This window comes from Anaerococcus octavius, assembly GCF_900445265.1.
In the GTDB taxonomy this organism is placed as follows: Bacteria; Bacillota; Clostridia; order Tissierellales; family Peptoniphilaceae; genus Anaerococcus; species Anaerococcus octavius.
Genome location: NZ_UFTA01000002.1, coordinates 1,560,226 through 1,583,775, shown reverse-complemented (window position 1 = coordinate 1,583,775; position 23,550 = coordinate 1,560,226). Strand labels below are relative to the sequence as shown.

The 23,550-nt window shown below is 32.3% G+C and carries 21 protein-coding genes; all 21 read left to right on the top strand.

Features of this window, described 5'->3' with window-relative positions:
* Positions 1-416 precede the first annotated feature (416 nt).
* The 21 genes from DY249_RS09535 (at position 417) to DY249_RS07605 (ending at position 23,548) form a co-directional block, all read left to right on the top strand.
* Positions 417-554, top strand: a complete 138-nt coding sequence (locus tag DY249_RS09535) for a hypothetical protein (protein ID WP_115595755.1) — start codon at positions 417-419, stop codon at positions 552-554.
* Between the two features lie 18 nt (positions 555-572).
* Complete coding sequence (locus DY249_RS09530) at positions 573-917, top strand: DDE-type integrase/transposase/recombinase (RefSeq protein WP_410050819.1); 345 nt, start codon at positions 573-575, stop codon at positions 915-917.
* The gene (locus tag DY249_RS09525) at positions 889-1,035 is read left to right on the top strand and encodes an IS3 family transposase (protein WP_115595754.1); all 147 of its coding nucleotides are present in this window, start codon (positions 889-891) and stop codon (positions 1,033-1,035) included. The genes DY249_RS09530 and DY249_RS09525 overlap by 29 nt, the downstream gene beginning before the upstream one ends.
* Before the next feature lie 316 nt (positions 1,036-1,351).
* Positions 1,352-1,951: a TetR/AcrR family transcriptional regulator gene (locus tag DY249_RS07695; RefSeq protein ID WP_101539705.1), complete on the top strand. Its 600-nt coding sequence runs from the start codon at positions 1,352-1,354 to the stop codon at positions 1,949-1,951.
* Complete coding sequence (locus tag DY249_RS07690) at positions 1,948-4,002, top strand: efflux RND transporter permease subunit (protein ID WP_115595753.1); 2,055 nt, start codon at positions 1,948-1,950, stop codon at positions 4,000-4,002. The genes DY249_RS07695 and DY249_RS07690 overlap by 4 nt, the downstream gene beginning before the upstream one ends.
* A gap of 9 nt (positions 4,003-4,011) precedes the next feature.
* On the top strand, positions 4,012-6,321 hold the full coding sequence (locus DY249_RS07685; protein WP_115595752.1) for a coiled-coil domain-containing protein: 2,310 nt from the start codon (positions 4,012-4,014) through the stop codon (positions 6,319-6,321).
* A 242-nt stretch (positions 6,322-6,563) separates the two neighbouring features.
* Positions 6,564-6,887 carry an ATP synthase subunit B family protein gene (locus DY249_RS07680; protein ID WP_101539702.1) on the top strand — a complete coding sequence of 108 codons (324 nt, stop codon included), beginning with the start codon at positions 6,564-6,566 and terminating at the stop codon, positions 6,885-6,887.
* The gene (locus DY249_RS07675; RefSeq protein WP_115595751.1) at positions 6,874-8,808 is read left to right on the top strand and encodes a V-type ATP synthase subunit I; all 1,935 of its coding nucleotides are present in this window, start codon (positions 6,874-6,876) and stop codon (positions 8,806-8,808) included. Before DY249_RS07680 ends, DY249_RS07675 begins: the two co-directional genes overlap by 14 nt.
* Complete coding sequence (locus DY249_RS07670; protein ID WP_101539700.1) at positions 8,808-9,281, top strand: V-type ATP synthase subunit K; 474 nt, start codon at positions 8,808-8,810, stop codon at positions 9,279-9,281. Before DY249_RS07675 ends, DY249_RS07670 begins: the two co-directional genes overlap by 1 nt.
* 15 nt (positions 9,282-9,296) lie before the next feature.
* Positions 9,297-9,848, top strand: a complete 552-nt coding sequence (locus DY249_RS07665; RefSeq protein WP_115595750.1) for a V-type ATP synthase subunit E — start codon at positions 9,297-9,299, stop codon at positions 9,846-9,848.
* A gap of 9 nt (positions 9,849-9,857) precedes the next feature.
* On the top strand, positions 9,858-10,919 hold the full coding sequence (locus tag DY249_RS07660) for a V-type ATPase subunit (RefSeq protein WP_115595749.1): 1,062 nt from the start codon (positions 9,858-9,860) through the stop codon (positions 10,917-10,919).
* Positions 10,912-11,223, top strand: a complete 312-nt coding sequence (locus tag DY249_RS07655; protein WP_115595748.1) for a V-type ATP synthase subunit F — start codon at positions 10,912-10,914, stop codon at positions 11,221-11,223. The genes DY249_RS07660 and DY249_RS07655 overlap by 8 nt, the downstream gene beginning before the upstream one ends.
* A gap of 11 nt (positions 11,224-11,234) precedes the next feature.
* Positions 11,235-12,992, top strand: a complete 1,758-nt coding sequence (locus DY249_RS07650) for a V-type ATP synthase subunit A (RefSeq protein WP_115595747.1) — start codon at positions 11,235-11,237, stop codon at positions 12,990-12,992.
* On the top strand, positions 12,992-14,359 hold the full coding sequence (locus tag DY249_RS07645) for a V-type ATP synthase subunit B (RefSeq protein WP_115595746.1): 1,368 nt from the start codon (positions 12,992-12,994) through the stop codon (positions 14,357-14,359). Before DY249_RS07650 ends, DY249_RS07645 begins: the two co-directional genes overlap by 1 nt.
* Before the next feature lie 9 nt (positions 14,360-14,368).
* Complete coding sequence (locus DY249_RS07640; protein ID WP_115595745.1) at positions 14,369-15,097, top strand: V-type ATP synthase subunit D; 729 nt, start codon at positions 14,369-14,371, stop codon at positions 15,095-15,097.
* Between the two features lie 409 nt (positions 15,098-15,506).
* Entirely contained in the window at positions 15,507-17,111 is a 1,605-nt protein-coding gene (locus DY249_RS07630; protein WP_101539693.1) for a Na+/H+ antiporter NhaC family protein, read from the top strand.
* 98 nt (positions 17,112-17,209) lie between these two features.
* A complete protein-coding gene (locus DY249_RS07625; RefSeq protein ID WP_115595743.1) occupies positions 17,210-18,562 on the top strand; it encodes a hemolysin family protein in 1,353 nt (450 codons plus the stop codon).
* A 217-nt stretch (positions 18,563-18,779) separates the two neighbouring features.
* Positions 18,780-20,525, top strand: a complete 1,746-nt coding sequence (locus DY249_RS07620) for a peptide ABC transporter substrate-binding protein (protein WP_115595742.1) — start codon at positions 18,780-18,782, stop codon at positions 20,523-20,525.
* Positions 20,526-20,678: 153 nt separating this feature from the next.
* The gene (locus DY249_RS07615; RefSeq protein ID WP_101539690.1) at positions 20,679-21,602 is read left to right on the top strand and encodes an ABC transporter permease; all 924 of its coding nucleotides are present in this window, start codon (positions 20,679-20,681) and stop codon (positions 21,600-21,602) included.
* Positions 21,603-21,604: 2 nt separating this feature from the next.
* Entirely contained in the window at positions 21,605-22,552 is a 948-nt protein-coding gene (locus DY249_RS07610; RefSeq protein ID WP_101539689.1) for an ABC transporter permease, read from the top strand.
* Between the two features lie 6 nt (positions 22,553-22,558).
* On the top strand, positions 22,559-23,548 hold the full coding sequence (locus DY249_RS07605) for an ABC transporter ATP-binding protein (protein ID WP_115595741.1): 990 nt from the start codon (positions 22,559-22,561) through the stop codon (positions 23,546-23,548).
* Positions 23,549-23,550 lie beyond the last annotated feature (2 nt).

The following is a 23,550-nucleotide window of genomic DNA, read 5'->3' as shown; positions in this document are numbered from 1 at the left end:
TGGGTAATAAATTTTAGAGAAAAAGGAGTTGAAGGACTTAAACTAAAAAAAGAGAGGAAGATCTTCAAATATGGTCAAAGATAGTAAAAAGAAATCAATTAAAAAACTAAAAGTAAAGAAGAGATAGATGAGGTAGAAAAGCTAAAAGAGGAAAACTACTATCTTAAAATGGAAGTAGAAATTCTAAAAAAAAGATTCAATTCTCTCAAATGACACAGGAAGAAATAAACGAATATCTGAAGTCATTAGATCATTAAGAGATAAATTCAAGCTAAAGACTTATTAGAATAATTCAAACTTCCTAAATCAACCTACATATATTGGCAAAAACGTTTAGATAGACCGAATAAAGATGAACAAATAAAGAAGAAAATACTAGAAAAAAAAAAGACAATCCAAACTGTGGATATAGAAGAATGACAGCTATGCTAAAAAGATTAGGGTTTGTAATAAATAAGAAGAAGGTACAAAGACTAATCCAAAAATTAAAGCTTCAAGTAACAAACATCTCAAGAAAATCACGAAAATATTCTTCATATAAAGGAACAATATGAAAAGTTAGTGATAATGAAATAAATAGAAAATTCACAGTAGATGAGCCATATACACAAATAACAACAGACACAACAGAAATTAAATATCTAGAAAAAGATACGTCTGGAAATTACCAAGTAAAGAAAGTCTATTTAAATCCATATCTAGATATGTTTAATAGCGAAATCATATCCTATGAAATATCAAAAGAACCAACACTCACACCAATAATAAAAGCCTTAGAAGGAGCCATAAAAGTAACAAGCGTGAACAAAGGTAAGAGTATATTTCATTCAGACCAGGTAAGTAAAACAATATACATCAATATTAGAAGAAAAAAGAATAACTCAATCCATGTCAAGAAAGGGAAATTGTTTAGATAATTCACCTATGGAAAACTTCTTTGAACTACTAAAACAAGAAATATACTACGGAAACAAGTTCAAGTCATATGAAGAATTAAAATCAGTTATAGACAAATTGACAATTAAGATAGAATAAAAGAAAAGTTAGGATATTTAAGTCCAGTATAATATAGAAAAAATATTCAGCATAAAAAATTCCACCCATATGGGTGGAAAGGAATAATAAAATACCAGAACTAGTATAACTACCAGTCCTGGTATTAGGTTCAACTTTATGGGATCACCTTATTTTTACCTTATACTTTTTTTTATATAATAATGCTTAAAATTGCAGAGAATCAATTAAGACAAAAAAATTTTATTTCATAGTTGAACATTGTTCATTTAGGTGTAAAATATAAAATGTAACAACAGATGAACGATGTTCATTTTTTTAAGAAAGGGGGTTTTATATGACCACTGATAAGGTTAGTGGGAAAAAAGCAGACATCATGGAGGCTGCTCTTAGAGTTTTTAAGGAAAAAGGCCCTGACAAAGCATCTGTTCGTGAGATTATGTCTGAATCTGGCTACGGCCTTGGAACTTTTTATCTGTATTACTCGGATAAAAATGACTTAAAAGAGAAAATAGTCCTCAATAAGGCTATGGACATTATTATCAATGCTGAAAATAATTGTATAGGAAAAGATCCTGTTGGAAGATATATTTCTTTTGTAGATTACATAATTGATTATCTAATTGCCAATCCTTTTGAGCTTGATCTTTTAAGTAATAATATTACTTGTGCCTTATATGCTGAAATTGAAAATGATGGAATGCTTACTGAAGCTGATTCTACTTTACAATTTATTCTTAATAAATATGAGAATTTATTTTCAAAGTCTTATAGCGAATCTCAACAGCTATACATCTTGGCAATGACATTTGATATTATGATGTCTACTTGTAAAAGCGCCTTGATGGAAGATTCGATATTATCTATTGATGAAATGAAACCAGTTTTGTTTGCTGTTATTAGAAAAATTTTTAATGGAACAGGAGAAATCAAATGAGAAAAATTGCAAAATTTATTTCATACCATCCAAAATTAGTCTTACTTATTATGACATTATTGTTAATACCTTCATGGATTGGTTATGAAAAAACTGATGTAAACTACGATATTCTCTCCTACTTACCGGCTGACCTTGAGTCTACCCAAGGACAAGATATTCTAGATAAGGATTTTAAGAATGCTGCTACTGGTATGCTGATTTTAAAAGGCGATGACCATGATGCAGAAGAGCTTAGAAAGCAAATTCTAGAAATTGATGGTGTAGAAGATGTTATTTCTAAATCTTCTATTGTGGGAGATACAATACCAAATGACTTTTTGCCTGATGAAATAAAGGACACTTTTTATGCAGAAGATTCTACACTTTTAATGGTTAAATTTAGTGAATCTTCATCTTCATTTACTACAATGGAGGCTATTGATCAAATCAAAGCAATTGAGTCTAAGGAAAAATTCTTATCAGGTATTTCATCTTTAGTAAAAGATACTAAGGATTTGATAGACCATGAAACTCCAATATATGTAGCACTTGCGGTAGTTCTTGCCCTAATAGTTTTAAGTTTTACCAATGAGTCTACAATCATACCATTTTTATTTATGTTAAATATTGGTTATGCTATCCTTTATAACTTTGGTACAAATATTTTCCTAGGGGAGATTTCATATATTACAAAAGCTATAGCAGCCGTTTTACAATTGGCTGTAACTACAGACTATTCTATATTCTTATATCATAGATATGCAGAAAAGAAACAATCAAATGAAGATAATAAAGAAGCTATGTCAAAGGCTATTACAAGCACAGTTGCATCTATTTTTGCATCTTCATTAACTACTTTTGCTGGATTTTTAGTTTTACTTTTGATGAGACTAGGTCTTGGTAAAGATATAGGTCTTGTAATGAGTAAGGGTGTGCTTTTGGGATTAGTGTCAACAGTAGTTGTTCTACCTCCAATGATATTGATTACAGAAAAATGGGTCAATAGATTTAACCACAAGGTTTTACTGCCATCCTTTGAAAAAACTTCAAACTTTACTTTAAAATACAAAAAAACTTTATTTATTGTATTTTTGGCTCTTTTCATACCAGCAGTTTATGGGTCAACTCATACAGACCTTTACTACAACTTAGATAGGTCATTACCTCAAGATTTGGACTCAATAGTGGCCTTAAATAAAATGAAAAAAGATTATAATATGGCATCTACTCACTTTATAGTTGTAAAAGATGATTTGAGTAAACAATCTATAAATGGCATGATTGATGAATTAGAAGATTTAGATGGGGTAAATAATGTATTAAGCGTAAACTCTTTAACAGGTCTTACATTGCCAAGTAGTGTTCTACCAGATAAATTACAAGATAACTTTGTAAAAAATGGCTACCAAATGGTTATGTTAAACTCCGAATATCAAACAGCATCGCCAGAGGTTAATAAGCAGATTACAGAAATAAATAAAATTATAAAAGACCATGATCCAGATGGTTATCTGACAGGGGAAGCAGTTCTTACTGATGACCTAACAGAAATATCTGACCGTGACTTTAAAATGGTAAATATTGCATCCATTGGGGTGGTATTTATAATTATAGCAATAATATTTAAATCTTTTGCCCTACCAATCGTACTAATTGCGGCAATAGAGCTAGCTATACTTATAAATATGGGGCTTCCATTTTATATGGGCCAAACCATACCATTTATCACATCAATAATAATCGGTGTAGTTCAACTAGGATCTACTATCGACTACTCTATCCTAATGACAGATAGATTTTTATTCGAATACAAGAAAAATAAAGATAAAAACAAGGCTTTAAAAGTAGCGACAAAAGAGACAGCAAAATCAATTGTTACATCAGCCCTTGCGTTTTTTGCAGCAACTATTGGTGTAGGTATTTATTCAAAAATGGAGATAGTATCTACTATATGTATATTTTTAGCAAGAGGAGCAATAATTTCTATGTTAGTAATTATTCTTTTCCTACCTGCAATAATTAGTATAACATTCCCATTTATAAAGAAAACAACAAAAGGATTAAACTAGGAGGGAAATATGAATAAAAAATTTGTAAAAGTTCTTGCAGCAGTAACTGTTGGATCAGTACTGGCTAGCAACGTATCATATGCGGCTACAGAACCTGTAAAGAAAAATGAAACCATATATGTAACTCAAGAAAATGGCAAAATTACAGACGAAACTGCTTCAATCTGGCTAAATGGTGATGAAAATATAAAAGTAAAAGATAAATCAAACTTAAAAGATATTAAAAACCTTGAAACAGATGAGTCAGTTAAAGCAGATAATGGATATATCAATTGGGATTCAAAAGATAAGGATATCTACTACCAAGGGAAAACAGATAGTGAACTTCCAGTAGATGTAAAAATAACATATTACCTAGATGGTAAAGAATTAAAAGCTAGTGAACTAGAAGGCAAATCTGGACATTTAAAAATTGTTGCAGAAGCTACAAACAAAAAAACACAAACATCTGAAATTAATGGCAAACAAACAAAGATTTATTCACCATATGCAGTGGCAACTGCCATGATATTTGATAGCGAAAAAGTTACAAATATAAGTACAGATGACGGTAAGATTGTAAAAGATGGTAAAAACGAAATAGTAACAGGTCTACTAACACCAGGTTTAAAAGAAAACTTTGATGGTATCTTAGAAAAAGATAAATTAGATAAGTTTAAAGAAAAAATGGAAGTAGAAATGGATGTTACAGATTATAAGCCAACAGAAATTTATACTTTAATAAGCAATGAATTTTTCCAAGAAGATACAAATTTAGCATCTTTAGATGAATTAAATGATGGTATAGACAAGCTAGAAGATAATATGAATAAACTTGTAGATGCTTCTGATCAATTATCAAATGGTAGCAGACAAATCAACGACGGTATTAACCAATTAAGTGCTGGTGCTGGACAATTATCAGATGGCTCTAGCCAAATATTAGCTAATTTTGAAAAACTTTCTAATGCATTTGCAGATTTACCAAACCAAGTTTCAGTAATGACAAATGCAGTAAATCAATTAAGCGATGGTTCAAATAACCTAAATGCAGGTGTAAATAAATACACAGCTGGGGTAAGTCAAGTTAATGAAAATATGCCAGCCTTAAATCAAGGTGCTAGACAATTACAAGCGGGAGCTACAGAACTTGACGATGGTATAACAAAATTAAATCAAGCAACTAGTCAATTAAAAGAAAAAACAGCAATGGATCCATCAAAAAGCGAAGAAAAAACAGCTTCACTTACAGATTCCCTAAGCCAATTACAAAGTGGTTTAGATGAATTTGGTGAAGGAATTGCTCCGTTAGAAAAAGGAGTAGGTGAATTAAATACTGGACTTGGACAACTTACTGATGCATCAGAAACAATGAATAATAGCATTGGAGAAATTAGCAAAACAGCTAGCGGTATCAATATTCAAGGAAGCTTAGAAAACATCAACGCTCAAGCAAATGCCATTGATGGTGTAATTGCAAATCTAGAAGCAAGCAATGAAGATGGTTCATTAAATGGTCAAATTGAAAATCTATCAGCAATTAGAAACGGGCTATATGCAGAAGCTGAAAATTTAAAGACAAGTGCACAACTTAGTGGTGGAGTACAAGCGGGTCTTTCACAATTAAACGAAGCATCATCTGAGCTTACTGCAGGTATAAAACAAGCAAAATCTGGTTCAAATGAAATTTCTACAAAATTATCTGAATCAAAAGAAGAATTACAAACAGCATCAACTGGACTTTCAGCAGGTGTAGAAAAAATTTCTAAAGGATTCTCACAATCTAACCTTGCAAAATTACAAGAATCAATTGCTATGTTAGATGATGCAACAAGTCAAATCAAAGAAGGATCTAGTAAATTAAAAGAAGGAACTATCCAAAACACAGCAGGAGTTGAAAAATTATCAGGTGCTATTAATCAACTTGATGAAAACTCAGCACAATTAACAGATGGTTCACAAAAACTTTCAAATGGACTAGGTGAATTTAAGAAAAGATCTCAATCATTAAATCAACTAGCAAATATAAATGAAACAGCTATAAATCCTCTAGCAGCTGCTTTAAGAAAATTAAATACAGGTCTAACACAACTTGATGAATCCACTGGCCAATTAAAAGCAGGTAGCGATAAATACCAAGCAAGTTACAATGAATTTGCTAAAGGTCTAAAAGATTATAAAGCACAAGGAATAGATGAGTTATCAAATAAAACAAAAGATGTTCAAGAAGTAAGTGACATATTAGATCAAATGTCTAAACTATCTAAAGAAAATAACTCAATTTCTGGAAGCACAGATGACTTTGAAACAAGATCAAGAATAATCCAAAAAATTAAATAATAAGATAAAAGAGTGGACCTAAATTATTAGCATTTAGGTTCGCTCAATTTTTATAGAAAATTAGTAAAAGATATTTACTTGTCATCCGTATTGGGTATTTAAAATATATGTGTAAAAAACATATAAGTTTATGCTAAAATCTCCACTGTATGATCAGTAAAAGATTGATAAAAATTTAATTATATCTATTTTTACACAATATTTATGGTATAATCTAAGTAATGTTATTTAGGGGGTGAAAAATGGCAGATGATATTTTAATAAAAATCAAGGAGGCTGAAGAATCTGCTTCTAAAGAAGTAAGTGATGCGAAAGCAAGATCACAAGAAATCATTAGAAAAGCAAAAGACGATGCCGATATTGAGTATAAGAGAATAATCTCTGATACTAACAAAAAAGCTCAAAGCCTCATTGATGAAGCAAATCGCAAGGCCAAAATTGACAAAGAACCTACTTTGCAAAAGGCACGCGAAGCTTCAAGTAATATTTTAAACACCAGTAACAAAAATGTTGAAGTCATTATAAAAACTTTGACAGAAAGGATTGTAAAAGATGGCAATAGTTAAAATGGATAAGTTTAACTTGCTAAGCTTTGACTCTGATAGAGACAATCTCCTTAACACTTTGCAAGGTTTTAACTATGTACATTTTAACGATTTGGTAAAAGAATCTGATGATAATTACCTAACTGAAGTTCGTGAAACAAAAAAATTAGCTGAAATTGATGAGTCACTAAATAAGGTTAATTATGCAATAGATGTAATTAGAGATTACACAAAAGATTTACCTGATGAATTACACGATAAAGTAAGTGACTTATCCCTTGAAGAGGTTAATAAACGTGGAGCAAACTTCACTTTTGATTTAATTTATGAGAAATTAAGAAATCTAATTACCAAACGTGAAAAGCTTGTACAAAGTAGGGATAACCTAAACCAAAAATATGATGATTTATCTCCTTGGCAAGATATAAATGTCAATGTCGGTAAACTTTATAAATCAGACAGGTTCTTCTTAGAAACAGGAACTATTTCCAATAAATTTTATGAAGATTTGCAAAAAGCCCTAGTAGAAAGAAACCTAGATGGTACTTTGGTTTATAAAATAGGTGAAAGAGATGCTAACTTATATGTAGTTGCTATTTCTACAAATAAAGAAGCTAACGAATTTTCTGATATTTTAAGAGAATTTGGATTTACCAGAGTGAAAATTGCTGCAGATAATGAAGTTAATACATATTTAACTGATTTAAGTAGCCAAAAAGATGAAATAAATGCTGAGATAGAGGCAGTAGATAAAGAAATAACTGAATTTAAAAAATACTTGCCAGACCTTTACATTTACCAATCTTATATAACTAACTGCAGGAAAAAACAAGCTTCAAGTGAAAACTTCCTTAAAACTCGTCAAATGAATATCATAGAAGGCTATGTGCCTAGTGATAGAAGTAATGAATTCAAGGCAGACCTAGATAAGGTGTTGGGAGATAGATATATATTAGATATAATTCCAGCAGAAAAAGATGATCCTAATGTGCCAATAATTCTAAAAAATAATAAATTAATAGAACCTTATGAAAGTGTTGTTGCAACCTATGCTTTGCCAAAATATAGTGAGCTAGACCCAACAGCAATAGTAGCACCTTTTTATACAATTTTTACAGGATTTATGATAGGTGACTTAGGTTATGGACTTCTTGGAGTTATTGCAATTTTACTTGCACTAAAACTAAAGGAATTCCCAAAAGAAACAGAACAAACATTAAAATTATTCTTAAGAATATCCATATCTGCATGTGTATTTGGGTTTATATTTGGTTCGGTATTTGGTGGTATAATCGATGTACCATTTGGCTGGGTAGATACAACCCAGGATATTAACCAACTTATAACTCTAAGTATTATCATCGGAGCAATAAGTTTATTCTTTGCACTAGGTGTAAAAGGATTTATGTCAATCCGTGATGGACATCCAGATGCACTAGTCTTCGATGTATTTAGTTGGTATATGGCAGTAGGTGGAGCAATAGCTCTAGCACTTACAAAAAGTCCTATAGCTAAATGGATTATGATTGCAGGAATGATAATGATAGTTTTATTTGCAGGACGTGATAAAAAATCATGGGGAGCAAGAATTGCAAGTGGTACCTATGAACTTTACGGAATTACTTCCTGGATTGGAGACTTTGTATCATTCTTAAGACTTATGGCCCTAGTTTTATCTGGTGGATTCGTAGCCTATTCTGTAAACTTAATTGTAGAAATGATGGCAGGCAGTGGTATAGGCGGACTTATTGGAGGAATTATAGTATTTATAGTGTTCCAACTATTTAACATGTTCCTTTCATACTTATCAGCTTATGTACACTCACTAAGGTTAATTTATGTAGAAATGTTTAACAAGTTCTACGAAGGTGGCGGAATTAAGTTCCGTGAGATGGTTGAAGACACAAACTTTATAAATATCATTAGAAAAGGAGAAAAATAATGAGTGAATTTTTTATTGAAAACGGTGGAACAGTATTTGCAGTATTAGCAGCAGCTCTTGCAACACTTTTAGCAGGTATGGGATCTGCAAAAGGTGTAGGTATGGCAGGTGAAGCAACAGCAGCATTAACAGTAGACGAACCAGAAAAATTTGGTAAAGCACTTGTACTACAACTTTTGCCAGGTACCCAAGGTCTTTATGGATTCGTAATTGGATTCTTTATCTACCAAAAAGTTATTGGTGGGGATGCTCTTTCATTTGAACAAGGACTTTACTTACTAATGGCAGCTCTTCCGGTAGCAATCGTTGGTTATGCTTCAGCACAAAGACAAGCTAGAGTAGCTATTGCCGGTGTAAATATCTTAGCTAAAAACGAAGATGAATTCGTTAAAGGTGTTGTTTACTCAGTAATGGTTGAGTTATACGCAATCTTAGGCTTTGTAATCTCTCTACTACTAGTACTAAACGCATAATATTAGGAAAAGATTATGAATAATCTTGAAGTAATATTAGAATCAATTATTAGTGAAGGAAAAACTGAAAGTCAAAATATATTAGATGATGCAAATGATAAAGCCCAAAGAATTCTAAGTGATAAAAAAAGCGAAGCAGATAAGAAAGCTTCTGAAATAATGGCAACAGCACAAAAAGAAGCAGAAACTATCAAAAGAAACGAAGAAGTTTCAGCAAATCGTGAATCACGTGATATAGAAATAGCAGCTAAAAATGAAGTTATAGATCAGATTGTAGGTAAATTACTAGATAATTTAAAAAAATTAGATAGCGATTCTTATAAGACATTTGTAGATAATACTCTAAAAAAAGCTGGTATTTCAAATGGAGAATTAATCTTATCTGAAACTTACAAAGATGCTCTAAAAGATGCAGACTTTGGAAACTTAAAAGTCTCAGATCAGACAGTTGAGGATGGTTTTGTAGTAAAATCTGGCAAAATCGAATATGACAACAGATTTTCTTCAATAATAAAATACAACATTGATGATATAAGAAAACAAATTTCAGATGAAATATTTAACTAAGGAGGGTTTATGAATAGAGATAACTATATAGGTGGATCTATCTCAACTAGAATACACGAAAATAACCTCCTTACTAGAAATGATCTAGAAAGATTAAATGATTATGATTCAGTAGATGAAGTCTTATCTGCATTAAATGACTCTTCCTACAGAGAAAGCATCCAAGAACTAAATCGTCCAGAAGAATACGAAAAAATCTTGGATGATGAGCTAAAAAATTCCTATGAACTTATAGAACAGACTGCAGGAGATGAAAAACTTTTACAATATTTTAGAGAACGATACAATTTTCATAATCTAAAAGTTATAGTAAGAGAAATTGTTCAAGAGGAGTCTTATGCCAATTTATATAGCGGTATAGGAAATATAGACCTAGCTTATATAAAAAGACAATTATCAAGCGATAATATAGAACTAGGATTTTTAGAAAGTCTAGATATAGAAGGATATGAACCTTTTAATAAATCTTTGAATGAAAACGACATTTATGTAGATTATGCTAAAGAAGCTTTAAATAAGTTTAGGCAAACAAATAATCCGAAAGATATTGATATTAGCCTTGATAAGTCATACTACAAGAAACTTTTAATAGATGCTGAAGATATAGATTTAGATGAGCTAAAAAAATATACAAAAGAGAGAATTGATTTAATAAATGTAAAAACTCTTTTGCGTATCAAAGCTCAAGCAAGCGAAGCTAGTGACTTGGAAGATGCTCTAATCAGTGGAGGATATATTGATCCAGAAAGATTAGTAGAACTTGCACCAGCAGATGTAAACCATATCGTGGTTAAACTCGCAAATGAAAATATAAATAAATATTTAGTGAGATCCTTGGATGATGAAAAATCTTTAGACCAGAACTTACTAGATTTAGAAAAAGCAATTGATGATCACCAAATGGATTACTCTAGACTTGCAAAATCTATGACTTACGGCCCGGAAGTTTTGATGAATTATATAATCTCAAAAGAGAGTGAAATCAAAAACTTAAGGATCATTCTAGTATCAAAACTAAATTCATTACCAAAAGAATTTACATTAGAAAGGTTGCGTGAGACTTATGCATAGGGTAGCGGTAATTGGTGATAAAGACTCAGTTCTTGCCTTTAAGGCACTCGGTGTAGAAGTATACACAGTTATAGATGGTGAAGAGGCAGTAGATACTATAAATACTCTTGCCAAAGAAGATGTTGGTGTGATATTTATAACAGAAAAATTTGCTCAAGAGATTCCATCTACAATTGACAAATATAGAGATCAAATGACTCCAGCTATCATTTTAATCCCTGGAAACAAGGGATCAATGGGTATAGGTCTTGCTGATATTAATAAATCAGTAGAAAAGGCTGTTGGAGCCAATATTCTAAATTAAAGGAGCTTAATTTGAAAGAAGGTAAAATTACTAAAGTATCAGGACCATTGATAGAAGCTAGCGGATTATCTGATGCTAATATCTATGATGTGGTTGAGGTATCAAAAGATAAGCTCATCGGCGAAATAATTGAGATGAGAGGAGATGTTGCAAGTATTCAGGTTTATGAAGAAACAACAGGAATAGGACCTGGAGACCCAGTAGTTTCTACAGGACATCCTCTATCAGTTGAACTTGGACCTGGTATGCTTCGCCACATGTACGATGGTATTCAAAGACCACTTGAAAAATTAGAAGATTTAGCTGGAAACTTCCTAAAAAGAGGGGTTACAGCACCAGCTTTAAATCGTGAAACAAAATGGGAATTCGAACCAAAAAAAAGTGTAGGCGATGAAGTTGTTGCAGGAGATATCCTAGGAACAGTAGAAGAAACAAAGGTACTAACACATAAAATCATGGTTCCATATGGAATCAAAGGAAAATTAAAAGATATAAAATCTGGAGAATTTACTGTAGAAGAAACTATTGCAGTAATTGAAACAGAAGATGGCGATAAAGAAATAAATATGATTCAAAAATGGCCAGTAAGAAATGCTCGTCCATCAAGAAATAAACTAGATCCTGATGAACCACTTATTACAGGTCAAAGAGTAATCGATACATTCTTCCCAGTTGCAAAAGGAGGTACATCTGCAATCCCTGGACCATTTGGTTCTGGTAAAACAGTAGTACAACACCAAGTAGCAAAATTTGCCGATGCAGACATGGTAGTTTATGTAGGTTGTGGTGAACGTGGTAACGAAATGACAGACGTACTTAACGAATTCCCAGAACTAATAGATCCTAGAACAGGCGAATCAATCATGGAGCGTACGGTTCTTATTGCCAACACATCTAACATGCCAGTAGCAGCCCGTGAAGCAAGTATTTATACAGGAATTACTCTTGGAGAATACTTTAGAGATATGGGTTACAATGTAGCTATGATGGCTGATTCAACAAGCCGTTGGGCAGAAGCTCTTCGTGAAATGAGTGGTCGTTTGGAAGAAATGCCTGGAGATGAAGGTTTCCCAGCATATCTTGCATCTAGAATTGCAGATTTCTACGAAAGAAGTGGTAAAGTTGAAGTTTTAGGAAATAGAGATGAAGAAGGATCATTAACAGTTATAGGAGCTGTAAGCCCTCCAGGTGGGGACCTATCAGAGCCAGTTACCCAAGCTACTCTACGTATAGTAAAGGTATTCTGGGGACTAGATTATGACCTATCTTACCAACGTCACTTCCCAGCTATTAACTGGTTGACATCCTATTCTTTATATCAAGATAAGATGGATAAATACATTGATACAAATGTCAATGAAAACTTTTCAACAATGAGAAAACGTGCAATGAGCTTGCTTGCTCAAGAATCATCTTTACAAGAGGTTGTAAGACTAGTTGGACGTGATGCACTTAGTGATGATGACAAACTAAAACTTGATGTTACAAAATCAATCAGAGAAGACTACTTACAACAAAATGCCTTCCATGATGTAGATACATTCTGTTCACTTAACAAACAAAACATCATGCTAGACTTAATCCTTCATAACTATGATAGATCATTAGAAGCTTTAGCAAATGGTGTTGAGCTTGATAAAATAGAAGGTCTACCAGTTCATGAAAAAATCACTCGTGCAAAATTTATTCACGAAGATGAAATAGGCAAATTGAAAGACATCAAAGCAGAAGTTGACGAAGAAATCAGTCAATTATCAAGGGAGGCATAATGTTAAAAGAATATAAAACAGTAACCGAAGTTGTTGGACCTCTTATGCTTGTCGAAGGTGTAGAAGGTGTCAATTTCGATGAACTTGTAGATATTGAAATGCACACTGGAGAACGCCGCCGTGGTCGTGTTATAGAAATCGAAGAAGGTCGAGCTATGGTCCAACTTTTCGAAGGATCAACAGGTATCAACCTAGAAGCTACTTCTGTGAGATTTTTAGGTCGTCCACTAGAACTTGGTGTATCAGAAGATATGGTTGGTCGTGCCTTTAATGGTTTAGGCGAACCAATCGATGATGGACCAGCTATAATTCCAGAAGAAAAACGTGATGTAAACGGTACAGCTATAAACCCTGTAAGCCGTGACTATCCATCAGAATTTATCCAAACTGGTATTTCAACGATTGACGGACTAAATACACTTGTACGTGGACAAAAACTTCCTATTTTCTCAGGAAACGGACTTCCACACAACCAAGTAGCAGCACAAATTGCCCGTCAAGCTAGAGTACTTAATGACGATGAAGGATTTGCGGTAGTATTTGCAGCTATCGGTATTACATTTGAAGAAGCACAATTTTTCCTAGATGACTTTAAAAAAACTGGGGCGCTTGATCGTTCAGTATTATTTATGAATCTTGCCGATGATCCAGCTATCGAACGTCTATCTACACCAAAAATGGCTTTAACTTGTGCAGAATACCTAGCATATGAAAAAGACATGCAAGTACTAGTAATCATGACAGACATGACAAACTACGCAGAAGCTTTACGTGAAGTATCAGCTGCTCGTAAGGAAGTACCAGGACGTCGTGGTTATCCAGGATATTTATATACAGATCTTTCTACAATTTATGAAAGAGCTGGAAAACTTCGTGGCAAACCAGGAACTATTACACAAATTCCAATTCTTTCAATGCCAGAAGATGATATTACTCACCCAATTCCTGACCTTACAGGCTATATTACAGAAGGACAAATTATCCTAAACCGTGAATTGTATAACCAAGGTGTAGAACCACCAGTATCAATTCTTCCTTCACTTTCTCGTTTGAAAGATAAGGGTATTGGTAAAGGAAAAACTCGTGAAGATCATGCTGGCACTATGAACCAAATTTATGCAGCATATGCTTCAGGTGTTGATGCCCGCGAATTACAAAAAATCTTGGGTGACTCAGCACTTTCAGACGCAGACCTTGCTTTTGCAGAATTTGCTAAACAATTTGAAGAAAGATATATTAATCAAGGATATTACACAAATAGATCCATCGAAGAAACTCTAAATCTTGGTTGGGAATTATTAAAATTAATTCCAAAATCAGAACTTAAGAGAATTGATGATACCCTAATTGAAAAATATATGGATTAGGTGATAAAAATGGCAAGACTAAAAGTAACGCCAACTAGGATGAATCTTAACACCTTAAAAGAAAGGCTTGGCACAAGTAAGCGTGGTTATAAATTATTAAAAGATAAGCAAGATGAGCTTATGCGTCAATTTATGATTTTAATCCGCGAAAACAAAACTTTAAGAGAAGAAGTAGAAAAAGAACTATCTGATTCTTTTTCTGACTTCCTTATTGCAAGTGCCTTTATGAGCCCAGAATCAATGGAAGCTAGCGTTAGCTTTCCTACACAAAAAGTTGGTGTTGATATAGGTGTTAAAAATGTCATGAGTGTTAGAATTCCAGAAATGGAATTTAAGGTAGAAGAAAATAAAGACGCAAGTATGTTTTCCTACGGTTATGCTGAAACATCAGCAGGACTAGACCAAGCTATTTCTGGTCTAAATGATGTTATGGAAAAACTTTTAAAACTTGCAGAACTTGAAAAAACTACCCAGCTTATGGCAGATGAAATAGAATCTACACGTAGACGTGTAAATGCTCTAGAATATCGTACTATTCCAGACTTGGAAGAAACTATTAAATACATTAGAGCAAAATTAGAGGAAAACGAGAGAGCTACTATCGCAAGACTAATGAAAGTTAAAGATATTATCTCAGATCCTGATGTTACAGATACTTTAGATGAACCAGGATTTAGAGAAGGCAAAGATCCAATTGGTCCAAAAGGCGATAGCAGGCCTACTCTATCTAAGGAATAGTAAGAATCCTATTTTAGTATAAAAATGTAATTACGATAGTATTTTAACAATATCAAAGGCTAGCGTAATTGCTATACTTACTGGACTTATTTTCCTAAATGCAAAAAGCTAAAAGAAATGGAAGAAGAGGACCATGGGTCTTCTTTTTTTGTGCTTATAACTCTATTGTTATAAAAGCTACAAAATTGTTAAGACAATTTTATATAATTTTAAACTTAAATATAGTTAATAAAGGCACTTTTATATACAAAAAAAATAAGTATAATATAATGCATACGTCAAAATATTTGAGTTTAATTATAAGTGATTATAACTTTAGCAAATGAACTTGTAACTTATGCGAGATCTTTTGCTAATTATATATGAAGGATATTCTTATAAATATTTAAAACTCATAGAGAGGTTTTTTATGGATACTAAAAAGTTAAAACCAGCCCTGGCAATTGCCTTGCTATCTGTAGGGCTTGCTATATATATTGCAATAACAGGAAAAACTACTGAAGCGAGTATTTGGTCACTTTTTCCACCTTTAGTAGCTATTTTTGTAGCATTATTTACAAAAGAAGTATTCTCATCTTTATTTTTAGGGATTGTTACAGGGGCAATTTTATCATCAAGCGGATCATTTGGAGTTTTTCTAAATAATTTAGTTCAAGAAGGATTTATTACTTCTATTTCAGGAAGTTCAGGAATTTTTATATTCTTAGTAGTTCTTGGAATAATGGTTGTACTTATAAATTATTCAGGAGGATCCAAAGCATTTGGAGATTGGGCTAATTCCAAAATAAAGACTAGAAAAGGCTCACAACTTGCTACATTTTGCTTGTGTATAATGCTATTTATTGATGATTATTTTAATTGTTTAACAAGTGGATCTGTTATGAAATCTATAACTGATTCCCACAAGGTATCAAGAGCAAAACTTGCTTACATAATAGATGCAACTGCGGCTCCTGTTTGTATGATAGCACCTATCTCTTCATGGGCTGCTGCTGTTTCAGGATATGCCGAAAATAGTCATATGTCAGGTATAGAGTTATTTGTAAGATCAATTCCTTTTAACTTTTACTCTCTTTTGACCTTGGTTTTTGTAATAAATATTATAGCCTTTGACAATGATTTTGGTCCAATGAAAAAATACGAACAAAGAGCTATAAAAGAAGGAAATCTAGGTATTAGTAAGGATGTTGCTACTGATGATTTAGATCAAAATTTAAATGGATCTGTAATTGATTTGGTTTTTCCTGTATTAGTTTTGATTATTTCTTGTGTGATTAGTCTAATTAATGTAGGTGGGTTTTTCGATTTAAATAGTCCTTTTTATCATGACTTTGTGAATGCTTTTGCCAACACAGATTCATCAATAGCTCTTGCTATGGGATCTATTATTGCGCTAATAATCACTATAATATTTTTTGTAGTGAAAAAATCTATAACATTTGAAAAATCGATGGATGCTATTTCTGAAGGATTTTCTTCAATGGTAGCAGCTATTTTGATCTTGACCATGGCGACAAGTTTAAAGAATATATCTAATGACCTATTGGGGTCGACTCAATATGTAGGTGGACTTATGGAAAATGTTGCAGGAAGTTTAAATTCATTTTTGCCAGTTGTAATTTTTATAGTTGCAATATTTCTTGCCTTTGCCACAGGAACAAGCTGGGGGACATTTGGAATTTTGATACCAATTGTTGTATCTATGTTTGAACCGACAGATCCAATATTCTTTATAGGCATATCAGCTACTCTTTCGGGGGCAGTATGCGGAGATCATTTATCTCCAATATCTGATACAACTATAATGTCATCCACAGGGGCAGGTTGTATTCATATTGATCATGTTAAAACTCAATTACCTTATGGTATGAGTGTTGCAGCTATATCTGCAGTAGCATATATCATAGCAGGATTTACTCATTCAGCTCTTATATCTTTATCTTTTGGTTTGATAGTAATTTTTGCCTTGATGTATATATTAAAATTAAAAAATAAAAAAGAGCTCAGCCTGTAATTTGAGGTGAACTCTTTTTTTGTATATAATTGTTTTGACAATAGCAAAAATAATGTATATAGTCATTCTTAGATAAAAAAAGAACGGAGAGAATATAAATGGATCAAGGCCCCTACCATAGCTTAATTACAATTCTTATTATAATATTATTTTTAATAATTAATGGTACTTTTACAGCCATTCACACAGGATTAATTACATTAAATCCAATGAAGTTAGAGGAAGAGAAAGAAAATGACACAAAAACTAGGACTATCTTAAAGATTGTATCGGATCAAGATAGACTAAATCAATCTTTCGACATAATAAATATAATATTATCCCTTTTAACTATTGCTTACATTTCAAAAAGATTAAGTGATATAAGTACTGATGGATTTTTCTTTAATGGAAAGTTATCTTTAAGTTGGATGACTTTTATTGAAATAGTTTTATACTCGATTATAAAAGTTATATTTGTGGATAAGATTCCACAAAGAATTGGTGTAAGATTTCCTATGAAAATAACCAGATACACTGTAGGCCTTACTATGTTTGTCATGTTTTTGACCAAACCTTTAGTTTCTATAACTATATCTGTAACAAACTTTTTTATGAATATCTTTGGTATAGAAGCAGGAACCGTCGAAAAAGAAGTTACAAGCGAGCAGATAAAATCTATATTCCAAGTTGGAGAAAATCAAGGTATCATCCGCCCTATGGAATCAAAAATGATCCATTCCATTATGGGCTTTGATGATTTAATTGCAGAAGAAATAATGACAGCAAGAACAGATGTTTTTATGATAGACGTAAATGATGATCAAAGAACTTGGTTAGACGAGTTTACAAAGATAAAACATTCTAGAATACCTGTTTATGAAGACGAAGTAGATAATATCTTGGGTATACTTTATACCAAAGATTACTTATTAGAAGCAACCAGGGTTGGGATAAAAAATGTACACCTAAAAAGTCTAGTAAAGCCTGCTTATTTTGCACCCGACAAAATTGAAACAGATAAATTATTTGCTGATATGCAAATAAAACATATTCATATGGCAGTTTTAATAGATGAATACGGTGGGTTTGCAGGAGTAGTAACCATAGACGACCTTCTAGAAGAAATAGTAGGAGATTTAGACGATGGAGTAAATCTTTCAAGCGAATTTAGAGAAAATCGTAAGGGAGTTTATGTTGTAAAAGCTTCTATGAATATCAAAGACTTAAATGAAAAAATTCCTATGGATATAGATGAGGAAAATGAAAACTTTGATTCCCTAGGTGGCTTTATAATAGATTCCCTAGGTTATATTCCAGAAGAAGGAGCAAACGAAACCCTTATTTATAATGGCTATGAAATCAAAATCCTATATATTGAGGATAATAGGATAAAAGCCTGTAGGATTAGAAAACTAAAAGATCAACAATATGCCAATGACAATGAAATATTAGAAGAATCTGATAATTAAAAATCATCCCTTGTGGGTGATTTTTTTGTACAAAAATCTATGGATTTATAAATAATACATAGCTTAAAAGAACGATTGTAAACTCAACAAGTAAATACATATTTATAATATTTTTTTAAAATAAATAAAAAAATACTTTACAAAAGGCATAACTTGTATTAGAATATCTATAACAATGTATCGCTCTAATACATTAGTAAACTAAATGGAGGAAGAGATGAAAAATCGAAAGTTAAGTTTAAGTATTCTTTTATTGTTTATGCTTGTAGCATTTACAGCCTGTGGCGGCAATAATGATCAAGCTAAAGAAAAGAATGAAGAAGTAGCAAGTACACAAAATCAAGATTCAGAAGATAAAAACCAAGCAGAATCAAAAGAAAAAGAAGAAAGTAAGGAAAATAGTGACAAAGAAGCCCAAGGAGAAAAAATACTAAGAACAAATAACTCCTCAGAACCAGCTTCTTTAGATCCAGCTCTGGCTAAAGGTACTCATGAGTCATGGATTTTACAACACGCATTTACAGGTCTTATGTCTTATGATGAAAATGGTGATTTAGCACCAGCTATGGCTGAATCATACGATGAATCAGACGATGGACTTACATATACATTCCACATAAGAGAAAATGCAAAATGGTCAAATGGAGATCCAGTAAAAGCAAGTGATTTTGAATATGCTTGGAAAAGAGTAGTAGATCCTAAACTTGCATCTGATTATGCTTACCAAATTTCAAACTATGTAGTAGGGGCTGAAGAATATCTAAACGGTGACGGATCAGCAGATGATATAGGAATCAAAAGTATAGATGATAAAACTCTAGAAGTAAAACTTAAAAAACCATCACCATACTTTTTAGGGTTAACAGCATTTTATACCTTATATCCAGTAAATCAAAATGTTGTTGAAGCAAATGCTGACTGGGCAAAAGACCCAACAAATACAGAGTTTGTATCAAATGGTCCTTTTAAGATAACAGGCTGGGATCACAATCAAAAAATCACTCTAAGAAAAAATCCAGATTGGTATAGAGCTGATGAAGTAAAACTTGATGGTATCGACTTAGATATAATTGAAGAACAAAATACACAATATACTAAATATGAAGGTGGCGAATATGACTTTATTATAAATCCACCAACAGCAGTAGTAGATAAACTTATCAAAGAAGATAATCCAGAACTAATAATTGGTGGAGATGTAGCAACATATTATTACCAATTTAATAACAAAGAAAAACCATTTAACAATGCAAAAGTTAGAAATGCCTTATCTATGGCTATTGATAGAAAAGCTATAGTTGAAAATATCACAAAAGGTGGACAAATTCCAGCAGAAGGTTTGGTACCATTCGGATTTTTAGACCCAGACGGCAAAGAATTCAGAGATAGAAATGGCAATCTAATTAAAGAAGATAAAGAAAAAGCTAAAGATCTACTTGAAGAAGGACTTGCTGAAGAAGGCATGAAATTAGAAGATTTGAATGGAACAGTTATATTATTTAATACAAACGAAGCTCACAGAAATATAGCTCAAGCTGTTCAACAAATGTGGAAACAAGCCTTTGGTGTAGACTTCCAATTAGAAAATGCTGAATTTAAAGTAGTTATCGATAGAAGAAAAAATGGTGATTATAAAATTGCTAGGGCAGGCTGGGTAGGAGATTACCTAGATCCAAATACAATGCTCGATATAATGATGACTGATAATGGAAACAATGATGTATTCTACTCCAATAAAGATTTTGATAAGTTAATGGCAGAAGTTGGTGATTCAGCTGATAATGAATTTAGATTTGAAAAAATGGCAGAAGCTGAAAAAATATTAATAGATGATATGCCAATCATACCAATTTATTTCTACACTCAACCATATATGCAAAAACCATATGTTAGTGGAGTTTACAAAACTAGCATAAACTACCCAACATTAACATTTGCAGATATTGATCTTTCTCAAAGATAAAATGATAAGAGTCTAAAAGTTATATATTTAGTAAAAAATCGATAAGATTAGCATTACTGTTCTAGGGTGGAAAAATTCACCCTAGACCTCCTCCTTGCTAAGTTCAATCGGTTTTTTATTTTAATACAAATTATTTAATGGAAGGGGATAATAATGAAAAAATTTATTGGAAAGAGACTTATACTTGCAATAATTACTATGTGGGTGATTATTACAGTAACTTTTATTATGATGCATGCTGTCCCGGGAGATCCATTTTCCAAGGAAGGTAGGATGCCAGCAGCAGTTTATGACTCATTAAATAAAAGATATGGTCTAGATCAACCTCTCAGCACTCAATATTCCATATATTTAAAAAATGTAGTTCATGGAGACCTAGGTGATTCTATGTATTCTAGTGCAGAAAATGTAAATCAAATGATAAAAAGAGGAGCACCAGTATCTGCTAGACTTGGTTTACAAGCTTTTATTATTGCTATGATTTTAGGACCACTTTTTGGTTCTATAGCAGCCCTTTATCAAAATAAGGCACCAGATTACATAATGATGATTATAGCTCTTATAGGTATTTCTGTACCGAGCTTTATTTTAGCTACTATATTTATAAAATTTATAGCTCAAGAATCAGAATTTTTCCCAATAGGTGGCTGGGGTTCGTTTAGGCATACCATCTTGCCATCTTTAGCACTTTCATTTATGCCAATGGCATCTAGTGCTAGACTTATGAGATCATCTATGCTTGAAGTTTTAGGACAAGATTATGTAAAAACAGCAAAATCAAAAGGTCTTTCTAAGATTAGGGTTATAATGAACCATGCGGTTAGAAATGCAATCTTACCTATAGTTTCTACAATGGGTACTACTCTTGCAGGACTCATTACAGGATCTTTTGTAATTGAAAAAATATTTGGTATACCAGGACTTGGTGCATTTTTTGTAACATCTATAGGAAATAGAGACTATACTCTAATAATGGGAACAACAATTTTTTATTCATTTATTCTAATAATTTTACTTCTTATAGTTGATATTCTTTATGGAATAATTGACCCTAGAATAGATATAGCGAGGAACTAAAAATGGAAAAGAATATAGAAACTTTAAAACTAACTCCTGAATCTTTTAGACCTGTAAAAAAAGATACAGATAAAGAAAAAATAACACGACCAACTATAGGTTATTGGTCAGATGTTTTTAGAAGACTTAGGCAAAATAAATTGGCTATGCTAGGAATTTTTATAATCATAGCTTTATTAATAATGGCTTTTGTAGGACCAAAGTTTACTAATGTTGATTATGCAGAGCAAAACTTTTTAAAAATTAATAGTATACCTGATGATGAGAACTGGTTTGGAACTGACGAGTTGGGTCGTGATTTATTTACTCGTGTGTGCTATGGTATAAGATACTCACTTTTAATAGGAATACTTGCAGCAGCGTTTGATTTTATTATAGGTGTAACTTATGGAGGTATAGCAGGTATGGCAAGTCCTAGAGTGGATTCCATTATGATGCGTATTGCTGAAATTATATATGCTATTCCCTATATGCTAATAGTAATACTAATTTCAGTAACTTTTTCATCCCAACAAGGTGCATCATTGCTTACCTTGGTAATAGCAATGAGTATAACTGGATGGGTTCCTATGGCACTTTTAGTACGTGGTCAAGTTTTACAACTTAAACAATCAGAATATGCTTTGGCATCACGATCTCTGGGTGCTTCACCATCATATATTCTAAGAAAACACATTTTACCAAATACACTTGGTCCAATTTTAGTAAATCTAACTCTTACTATTCCTCGTGCTATATTTTCAGAAGCAACTTTATCATTTTTAAGTTTAGGGCTTCAACCACCTCAACCTTCACTAGGAGTTTTAGCAAATGATGGTTTAGCTGTAATGGGCATAGATTTGTATTATCAAATATTCTATCCAGCATTGATTATATCTTTAATTATGTTTGCCTTTAATGTGCTAGGTGATGGATTGCGTGATGCACTAGATCCAAGGCTTAGAAAGTAGGTTAAGATGGAAAATTTATTAGAAGTTAGAGATTTAAAAGTATCATTTCAAACTTTTTTTGGTGAAGTAGAAGCTGTTAGAGGCATTTCCTATAATCTAGAAAAAGGTAAAACTTTGGCTATAGTTGGAGAATCAGGATGTGGTAAATCTGTTTCAGCAAATGCAATAATGCAACTTTTACCAAAACCTCCAGTTTTATATAAGGGTGGAGAAATAGTTTTTAAGGGTGAAAATCTTTTAGAAAAATCAGAAAAGGAAATGACAAATATCCGTGGCAATGAAATCTCCATGGTGTTTCAAGATCCTATGACCAGTCTAAATCCAACAATGAAAGTTGGAAAGCAAATAGTAGAAGGGCTAAAACGTCATAAAAAAATATCCAATAGTGAAGCTAGGCAAATAGCCATAGAAATGCTAAAAAAAGTAAGTGTTCCACAAGCGGAAAAAAGAATTGATCAGTATCCTCATGAATTTTCAGGTGGTATGAGGCAAAGAGTAATGATAGCTATAGCAATGGCTGTTAGACCGGATCTTTTAATTGCTGATGAACCTACTACAGCCCTAGATGTGACAGTCCAAGCTCAAATTTTAGACCTCATGAAAGAAATACAAAAGCAAGAAGGCAACTCAATAATAATTATCACTCACGATTTAGGAGTTGTGGCAGATATGGCTGATGATATTATTGTAATGTATGCAGGGCAAATAGTTGAAGAAGGTTCGGTAGATGAGATTTTTAACAATCCTAGCCATCCTTATACTCGCAAATTATTAGAAGCTGTACCAAAGCTAAATATGAATAGAAATGAAGCGCTAAATGCTATTGAAGGTACACCACCAGACTTATATAAACCACCTTTAGGTTGTGCATTTTTTGATAGGTGTGATGAGGCAATGGTAGTTTGTGAAAAAAATATACCTGATTTTTATAATATTAAAAAATGTCACTGCAGCAGATGTTTTAAAAAACACCCTTCTTATATAGAAATGAGATAAGC

Coding starts and splice junctions, on each gene's coding strand:
- DY249_RS09535 (WP_115595755.1), top strand. CDS start 417: ATGACAGCTATGCTAAAAAGATTAGGGTTTGTAATAAATAAGAAGAAG.
- DY249_RS09525 (WP_115595754.1), top strand. CDS start 889: ATGTCAAGAAAGGGAAATTGTTTAGATAATTCACCTATGGAAAACTTC.
- DY249_RS07695 (WP_101539705.1), top strand. CDS start 1,352: ATGACCACTGATAAGGTTAGTGGGAAAAAAGCAGACATCATGGAGGCT.
- DY249_RS07690 (WP_115595753.1), top strand. CDS start 1,948: ATGAGAAAAATTGCAAAATTTATTTCATACCATCCAAAATTAGTCTTA.
- DY249_RS07685 (WP_115595752.1), top strand. CDS start 4,012: ATGAATAAAAAATTTGTAAAAGTTCTTGCAGCAGTAACTGTTGGATCA.
- DY249_RS07680 (WP_101539702.1), top strand. CDS start 6,564: ATGGCAGATGATATTTTAATAAAAATCAAGGAGGCTGAAGAATCTGCT.
- DY249_RS07675 (WP_115595751.1), top strand. CDS start 6,874: ATGGCAATAGTTAAAATGGATAAGTTTAACTTGCTAAGCTTTGACTCT.
- DY249_RS07670 (WP_101539700.1), top strand. CDS start 8,808: ATGAGTGAATTTTTTATTGAAAACGGTGGAACAGTATTTGCAGTATTA.
- DY249_RS07665 (WP_115595750.1), top strand. CDS start 9,297: ATGAATAATCTTGAAGTAATATTAGAATCAATTATTAGTGAAGGAAAA.
- DY249_RS07660 (WP_115595749.1), top strand. CDS start 9,858: ATGAATAGAGATAACTATATAGGTGGATCTATCTCAACTAGAATACAC.
- DY249_RS07655 (WP_115595748.1), top strand. CDS start 10,912: ATGCATAGGGTAGCGGTAATTGGTGATAAAGACTCAGTTCTTGCCTTT.
- DY249_RS07645 (WP_115595746.1), top strand. CDS start 12,992: ATGTTAAAAGAATATAAAACAGTAACCGAAGTTGTTGGACCTCTTATG.
- DY249_RS07640 (WP_115595745.1), top strand. CDS start 14,369: ATGGCAAGACTAAAAGTAACGCCAACTAGGATGAATCTTAACACCTTA.
- DY249_RS07630 (WP_101539693.1), top strand. CDS start 15,507: ATGGATACTAAAAAGTTAAAACCAGCCCTGGCAATTGCCTTGCTATCT.
- DY249_RS07625 (WP_115595743.1), top strand. CDS start 17,210: ATGGATCAAGGCCCCTACCATAGCTTAATTACAATTCTTATTATAATA.
- DY249_RS07620 (WP_115595742.1), top strand. CDS start 18,780: ATGAAAAATCGAAAGTTAAGTTTAAGTATTCTTTTATTGTTTATGCTT.
- DY249_RS07615 (WP_101539690.1), top strand. CDS start 20,679: ATGAAAAAATTTATTGGAAAGAGACTTATACTTGCAATAATTACTATG.
- DY249_RS07610 (WP_101539689.1), top strand. CDS start 21,605: ATGGAAAAGAATATAGAAACTTTAAAACTAACTCCTGAATCTTTTAGA.
- DY249_RS07605 (WP_115595741.1), top strand. CDS start 22,559: ATGGAAAATTTATTAGAAGTTAGAGATTTAAAAGTATCATTTCAAACT.